Source organism: Burkholderia alba (assembly GCF_034721475.1).
In the GTDB taxonomy this organism is placed as follows: Bacteria; Pseudomonadota; Gammaproteobacteria; order Burkholderiales; family Burkholderiaceae; genus Burkholderia; species Burkholderia alba.
Map to the genome: position 1 here is coordinate 148729 of NZ_JAWJWL010000020.1, position 7341 is coordinate 156069.

Annotated in this window: 4 protein-coding genes; 1 reads left to right on the forward strand and 3 read right to left on the reverse strand. The window is 66.3% G+C overall.

Annotation, left to right across the window (positions count from 1 at the left end; translation table 11 throughout):
* Positions 1–4: 4 nt before the first annotated feature.
* The 3 genes from tagF to RZR99_RS22585 form a co-directional block, all read right to left on the reverse strand.
* Positions 5–994: a type VI secretion system-associated protein TagF gene (gene tagF, locus RZR99_RS22575; RefSeq protein WP_323121992.1), complete on the reverse strand. Its 990-nt coding sequence runs from the start codon at positions 992–994 to the stop codon at positions 5–7.
* The gene (tssM, locus tag RZR99_RS22580; protein WP_323121993.1) at positions 991–4830 is read right to left on the reverse strand and encodes a type VI secretion system membrane subunit TssM; all 3840 of its coding nucleotides are present in this window, start codon (positions 4828–4830) and stop codon (positions 991–993) included. The genes tagF and tssM overlap by 4 nt, the downstream gene beginning before the upstream one ends.
* A gap of 313 nt (positions 4831–5143) precedes the next feature.
* On the reverse strand, positions 5144–5995 hold the full coding sequence (locus tag RZR99_RS22585) for a M15 family metallopeptidase (protein ID WP_323121994.1): 852 nt from the start codon (positions 5993–5995) through the stop codon (positions 5144–5146).
* A 123-nt stretch (positions 5996–6118) separates the two neighbouring features.
* Here RZR99_RS22585 and RZR99_RS22590 point away from each other — a divergent pair, with 123 nt between their 5' ends.
* Complete coding sequence (locus RZR99_RS22590) at positions 6119–7081, forward strand: phage tail protein (protein ID WP_323121995.1); 963 nt, start codon at positions 6119–6121, stop codon at positions 7079–7081.
* Positions 7082–7341: the final 260 nt, after the last annotated feature.

Below are 7341 nucleotides of genomic sequence, written 5' to 3' on the forward strand. Positions count from 1 at the left end.
GGCCTCAGGCTCCGATGAACGCTTCGTGGAACGTGTCGATGCCCACGCGGAGCGACAGTTGCGATTGATCGAGATAACTGACGAGCTTGCTGATCCCATGGTCGTTCTGTGCATGTGCGTCGATCCATTCCGGATCGTCGATGTCGATGTTGTGTGCGGCGTAAGTCTGCGGATCGACCACGCTGTGCAGCGTGCGGGCGGAGGCGCCGTTGAACCCGATGATGAGCCGTTCCCGCTCGGCGATCGTACCGATGAAGATCGCCAGTTCGAAATCGGCGCGCGACACGAACGGCGCGATGAGTTCCAGCCAGAATGCGGCGACCAGGCTGCGGTAGAACGGATCGGTCGGCAGCGGCAGCGTCAGGCCGCGCTCGATATGCGACGAGCCGCTTTGCATCACGGGGCGCAACAGCGAGCCGAGCGCGAGCATCGCGCCGCGCAGTTTCACCGGATGGCCGCTCGCGAGCAGCATCTGCTCGAGCCCCGAGAGCGACTGATGCTCGACGAAGTCGTTGAAGGTGCCGTCGTGCGAGCTGCCCGGGCCGCCGATGTCGATCGGCACCTGAGTGTCGCCGAGCGCCTGCAGCGCGCCGGCGGGCTCGTCCTTGCCGAGCAGCGTCTGCATCTGCGTGGCCGCGCGCGACCAGAGCCGCGCGAATGCCAGCGGGCTGCGGGCGAGGAAGGGCAGCGGCCGGTCGACTTCGAGCGCGGTGGCGGCGAGGAACGGGAACCGCCGGTTCGACGCGTCGTGGCTCGCGATCATGTGGCCGGCGATCGCCAGCTTGCTGCGCGAGCCGAGGAACGCGAAATGCATCGGCCTTGCGCTCTCGTAGACGATCTTCCAGCGCGGATCGTCGGCGAGCAGCTCCATCGCCTGCGCGATCCAGTGGTCGAGCGTCTGCAGCAGTTGCGGGTTGTGCGCGCTCTTGACGAAGTCGCCGCGCGACGGAATCTTGCCGAAGTAGGCGATCTGGGCCTGGACCGTTTGCATCATTGCGCCCCCTGTGCGTTCGATGCGGCCGCCGCGGTCACGGCGGCGGCGGGTGCGGTGCCGGCCGCGGTCGCGTTGACGGCGTTGCCCGCGCTCAAGTCGGCGACCGACGACGGCAGGCGCATGCCGCGCAGGCTCTGCTGCTGCGGCGCGTCGCCGCTGCCGGTGGTCGGCTGCGACGTACTGATGATGCGCATCGTCACCGAAATGTTCACGCTGCCCTGAACCCACGTCAGGTCGAACGTGCCGTCCGGCCGGCGCTTGCGCTGCGCCGAGTTGATCAGCTTCTCGAGGCCGTAGCGCCCCGGCTCGTTGACGAGCTGCAGCGTGCGGCCGTCGAACGTCGTCGCGGACAGCGTCGCGCCCGGCGAGCCGCTCGGATTCGGCCAGACGAAGTTGGTCCATTGCGGCGGCGTGTTGCGGTAGCGCAGCTGCTGGCCGTCGATCGCGATCGTGTACTCGGTCGTGCCGGTGCTCGGCTGCGGCAGGATCTGGAACACGGTCTGCGGCTCTGACGAGCCGCCCGCGCTCGCGGCGGCGGCGCCCCCGGCGAGCGGCGCGACCCAGTGCGCGAAGCCGCTCGTGAAGTCCGGCGTGAGCGCGAGGCCCATGTCGCCCCAGGTGCGGGCCGACAGCGTGTCGCCGCGGCGCACCGCGAGCGGCCCGAGCGTCGTGCCGACGAACTTCGCGATCGAACCGTCCGGCCCGAACACCTGGGAGATCTCGCCCGCGCCCGCCTCGACCTTCGCGCCCGGCGCGAACGGATACTTGTTCGCGAGCGAGGTCTGGAACTGCTGGTAGACCTGCGCGTTCCACACCTTGTTCACCTCGACGCTGGCCGGCTGGATCACCACCGCGAACGCCTGCATCAGCGGCCGCACGAGCAGCGGGCGCAGCGACTTGCGTTGCGAATCGGTGAGGCCCGTGAGCATCTGCTCGTCGACGAATTTCAGCGAATCCGCCAGCTCCGAGCCGTTGCCGTCGAGCGTCTGCTGCATCAGCTGGCGCGCGCCCGGTCCCGGGTCACCCTGGTTCTTGATCACGTTGAAGCGGGTGCGGACCTTCGACAGGGTATCCATGTAGCCGCGCAGCATCGACGTGCCGTCATGCGTCGCGACGATCCGGCCGAGGCCGATGAATTCCTGCCCGATCGGACCCATCGGGATGTCGGCGGGGTTGCCGTTGATGTCGATGTTGGCCGCGACCTGGCCGCCCGGCTGGCGCGTGAACCACTGCTTGACCCAGTTGACCATGCCCGTCTGCGCCTTCTTCAGCGTGGCGTTGGCGAGCGACGGGTTGTCCCACGAGGTCTGGTCGTAGGCGGTTTCGAGCACCTTGCGGATCGGCGAATCCTGCGGGTCGCCGAGCTTGTTCATCCCGTCGACGGCCTGGCCGAAGCTGCCGAAGCCCTGGACCGCGATGCCCTGCATGAATTTCTGCCAGTGCTGCGCGTATTCCGTCTTGTACATCGCCACGAGGGTCTTCTGGATCTGCTCGGGGCTGCCTTCCAGCGTCAGGTCGTCCTGGGTCGCGGTGTTGAGCACCCAGTCCTTCGCCTGCAGCTCCTTCGTCGCGGCGTCGCGGATCGCGGGCTGCACGTACTGGAACCACGCGTCGCGGGTGAAGGTGCCGGGAATCGCGTAGCTGCCGGCGATCAGGTTCGTGTTGCCTTCGCCGACGATGCGGGCGATCGTCATCGGCGCGAAGCGCGTCGACGCGCGCGCCTTGATTTCCTCGTACACACGCTGGCGGGCGGGCATGCCGCGCACCACGTGGCGCAGATTCTCGCGGGTCTGGTCGACCAGCGCCAGGTTCGCGTCGATCATCGGCCAGTCGTTGTCGGACACCCGCGACAGATAGAAGGTGATCATCCGCTCCGCGCTCTTGATCATCTCGTCGCGCGGCATGTTGCCCCGATTGGTTTCCAGCCAGCCGCGCCAGAAGCGGGCGATCTGGTCGGTCAGATGGGCCTGCTCGACGTGCCGTTTGTCGCTCAGCATCAGGTAGGTCTTGAGCGCGTTGTACGCGTCCTCGACGTTGGTCGGCGACGCGTCGTTGTAGAGCCCGCCCTGCGCGTTCTGCGCGGGCGCGCGGTCGGACACGGGCACGGCGCCCGATTCGGGCGCGCGGGTCATCGGCGCGAGCTGGTCCGGGTGCGTGTTGACGTCCTTCAGGAACGACGCGAGGTTGCCCGCGACCGGCGCGAGCAGGATCTGGCGGACGCCGTTGTAGTACTCGGTCAGCAGGTGCTGTTCGAGGCGATCGCCCTGGTAGAGGCCGAGCGATACCGCGATCGGCTTGTCGCGGCGGAACTGATCGAGCTGCTCGATGCGGTCCTCGAGGATGTCCATCGCCTGCAGCCGCGACTGCAGGTCGTTGCGGTTCTGCTGCAGGCGCGTGACGTTGTCGAGGTCGGCCTGGACGTTGGTCACGAGCTGCTGGTTGCCGATCGTCGACCAGGTCCAGCCGCCGAGCGCCAGCGCGAGCACGGCGACGAAGCCGAAGAAGGTCGCGTAGCGCATCCGGGTCTTGGTCGGGCTCGCGAACTGGCGCACCGTCTGGCGGTCCGCGAAGATCACCTTCGAGAACAGGTCGCGCAGGAAGAAACCGTTCTTCGAGAACGCGCTGTGCGGTTTCGGCAGGCTCGCCGAGTCGAGGCCGAAGCGCCCCGCGATCCGATGCGCGGCCGCGCTGTTGGTTTCGCCTTCCTGCAGCGCGCTGGTGAAATAGAAGCCGCGGAAGATCGGCTTGTACTGGAACGGATTGTTCTCGAACAGCGTCGCGAGGAACGAGCGCAGCGCGGGCTTGATCGTCGAGAATTCGAGCGGGAAGCTCAGTTGCCCCGGCGAAAGCTTGTTACCGCGGCTGATCGACAGCTGCGCGATGCTGATTTCCTTCAGGCCGTCGTACAGCTCCTCGAAGCGCTCGTCGAACAGCGCGACGATGTCGCGCTTCTCGTCCGGTTCGTAGGGCAGCGTCGCGCCCCAGACGCGGTCGTATTCCTGGCGGTCGTTGCTGCTGAAGAACTCGGTGAAGCCCGTGATCAGGTCGACCTTGGTGAACATCACGTAGACGGGGGCGAACACTTCGAGCTTCTCGGTCAGCTCCTGTACGCGCTGACGGAGGTTTTTCGCGAGGTTGATCGCGAATTCGGGGCGGTTGCCGGTGAGTTCGGCGATGCTGGCCGTCACGATGATGCCGTTGATCGGGGCCTTCGGACGGTAGCGTTTGAGCAGGCCGAGGAAGCCGAGCCATTCGGTGCGGTCTTCCTCGTGCACCGAGTAGCGGCCCGCCGTGTCGAGCAGGATGCCTTCCGTCGTGAAGAACCAGTCGCAGTTGCGGGTGCCGCCGATACCGTGGATCACCGCGCTGTTCTTGTCGGCGAACGGGAACTGCAGGCCGGAGTTGATCACGGCGCTGCTCTTGCCCGCCGCCGGGTTGCCGATCACGATGTACCAGGGCAGCTCGTAGAGGGCGGAGCCGCCCGATACCTGGCCGATCTTCGACGTCTTGATCGTCTTCACCGTATCGACGAGGCGGGCGCGCAGCGTGTCGAGCTCGGCCTGCTTGCCGGGTTCGGCGGCGGGCACGTTCGTCTTGCCCGCCTCGGCCTGCTGCTCGAGCATGTCGCCCAGCTTGCGGTTCGCGCGGCGCACCCGCAGGCGGCGCACCAGCCATACCAGGAACCATATCGCGAACACGATGGCGAGCACGGCGACCGGCCAGACGTAGCTGATCTGCAGCGTGTCGGCCGCGATGAACAGGACGGCCGCGAGCGCGAGTACGCCGACGATCGAGAGCGTGCGTGGATGCGTCAACACGTTGAGGAAGCGTTGCATAGGACGTTCAGGTTCCGGTGCGATTCAATAGGGTAAAGCAGACGCGGGCGGCGAACGGCGGGTGTTCGCGCGCATCGGCTAGCGTGACGGCGTTCGATGACGTCACGCTGTCGGCGAGGAAGACTGGCTGCGGGAAACGGGCCGCCGGGGTGCGCCGGGCGGCCGCGCGCGGAGGCGGGAACGGCGGTCGGGAGCGGGCTGGCGCGCGGCGCCGTGCGCCGGGCGGCGCGCGCCGTTGCTGTTGATGCCGGGATCGTCCGACGGCGAAATCTTGACATGCCCCATACCGCCCTCATTATTTCTTGTCCGTCCTTTATTGCGCGGCCGAACGCCCCAGCTTAAAACCGGGTTTATGGTATTCGACGTGCCCGAGGTCCATCATTTTCCATCGGCCACCCCACGTCAAGCCGACCTGTTCGGCGGTTTGTCCGTATAACTGATAGCCTCGCATGGCCCAGGGATCTTTTTCGGAGATGACGAGCTTGCCGTCGCGCAGAAATGCATTGTCGGCCGCCAGTCCATATTGGTGGTAACTCTGGAACGCCGCCGCATTGGTGACGTTGCCGCCCATTTGCGCCAGCCGGTTTTGCCGCTCGGGGCTGCGATAGCCTTCGAGCAGCGCCATTTCATATCCGTACTGCTCGTGCATTATCTTGTATACAAGCAATAAACGGGTTCTGAAATCGGCGTCCAGCAGGTTCCAGTCGCGGCTCGCATCTTTCAGCGCGGGCCGGATCAGCTCGACTTCGCGGGTAGCGAACACTTCGGGCGGCAACGGCAGTGGCGGGACGAGTTGTTCGCCTTTTAAAAGGGCCGCAATTTTCTCGTCGGGCGCGCGTAAAGTATCGTCGTACTGGAACAATTGCCGGCCGCGCAACGCGATGGCGACCAATGGAGGCGTCGCAAGAATACCTGTGGAGATGATAATCAGCAAGCGCCGGCGAACCAGTAAATTTTGCACGCCGATTAGCGTTGATTGCGACAATTTTGCCGATTTTGCAATTTGGTTGCGAGTCCGCTCGGCGCGATCGGATGCGCGTCGGCTTATTCGGCCGTGCAATTGGGCGACCGAATCGAAAACCGTCGCCCGTACGGCGGGTAAAAGCAGCAATGCCGCGGCCAGGACGGCGAGGGCGAAATAGGCGACAAGGACGACGGCAATCAAAGAAAACCCCGGAATATGGAATCGATTGTAATTTGCAATGCTTGATCTTAGAATCAGGCCTGCTCCGAGTAGGCCGGGACATATTATTGCGGCGAATTAAACCAGGATTCAACGAGACACTGAATGAGTGCGCCGGACGATTCAAATTCGAAAGCTCCGCCGAGCCTGCTTTCCAACGCCAGTCAGGAAAGCGGGGCGAACAGTTCGCGTATTCTCGCGAATCTTGAGGGCCGTGTCTCGCCCCAAACCGAAACTTCCGCTCCCCGTTCCCGTAAGGCGCCGCTCGCGCTGCTTGCGCTGTTGGTCGTCGCAATAGGCGGCTGGGGCGTGTGGCGGGTGCAGCAGCCTTCCGGCACGCAGACGGAGGCGGCGGTCGCCGCGTCGTCGGTGCCGGCGGCGAAGGCCGCCGCAGCCAGCGGCGCCGCGGCGAGCGACACGCAGGCCGCGCAGGCGGCCGCGTCGACGCCGCAGGCCGCCACCATCGTCAACGACGACGGCGCCAGCGATGCGAAGGCGGCGGCCGCCACGCCGGCGTCGAGCGAAAGCCGGCTATCGCGCGCGTTGGCGAACGGCGCGTCCGATGTGTCGCCGGCCGATGCGGCCGATGCGGCCGCGGCGGCGGCCGTGGCGACCACGGCCGCCGTGACGGCCAAGGCGGCGAGCCCGTCGAAGAACGCGGCAGTCGCCGCGAAGCAAAAGGATGCCGCGAAGACGAAGGCCGAACTGGCGGCGCGCAAGCGTCACGAGAAAGCCGATGTCGCGCAGGCGAAGAAGCAGCGCCAGCTCGAAGCGAAGAACGGAGCGAAGGCGGGGACGAAGGACGATCCGGATGCGGATCTGCTCGCCGCGCTCGTCGCGCGGACGAAGCCCGCCGATCCGAAGGCGCGCGCCGCTGCCGCTGCCGGTGCGGCGCCCGCGAAAGTCAGCACGAATGCGTCGGCCGACGCGTCGCTGGCGGTGCGGGTGAAGGAGTGCGCTCAGCGCGGCTTCTTCGAGGATCAGCTGTGCCGGTGGCGCGTATGCGACGGGCACTGGGGCAAGGATCCCGCGTGTCCCGCCGCGGCGGCGCAGAACCGGCAGCCCTGAAGATTCGGTCAGATTGTTAAAACGGCCCGCGGCGGAAACGCGCCGCGGGCCGTTTTAACTTGGGGCTCTCTTCTAATTTTCGCGAAGGCGGGCCGGCTGGCGCGGTCGTCTGCGAGTGGGTCGACGGTTGCCGCGCATGACGTCGCGGGCGCTGTGCGACCGGCACCGTCTTTACTGCGTGTTCCACAACCCCAGATTGCCGAGGCTCGCCGCGAGCTTGAGCCGGGCGGTGCGCCACTTCGAGACGGCCAGCACGCGCT

Bases quoted from the DNA above. Each gene is read 5' to 3' on its own strand.
- tagF (WP_323121992.1), bottom strand. From the start codon at position 994: ATGATGCAAACGGTCCAGGCCCAGATCGCCTACTTCGGCAAGATTCCG.
- tssM (WP_323121993.1), bottom strand. From the start codon at position 4,830: ATGCAACGCTTCCTCAACGTGTTGACGCATCCACGCACGCTCTCGATC.
- RZR99_RS22590 (WP_323121995.1), top strand. From the start codon at position 6,119: ATGAGTGCGCCGGACGATTCAAATTCGAAAGCTCCGCCGAGCCTGCTT.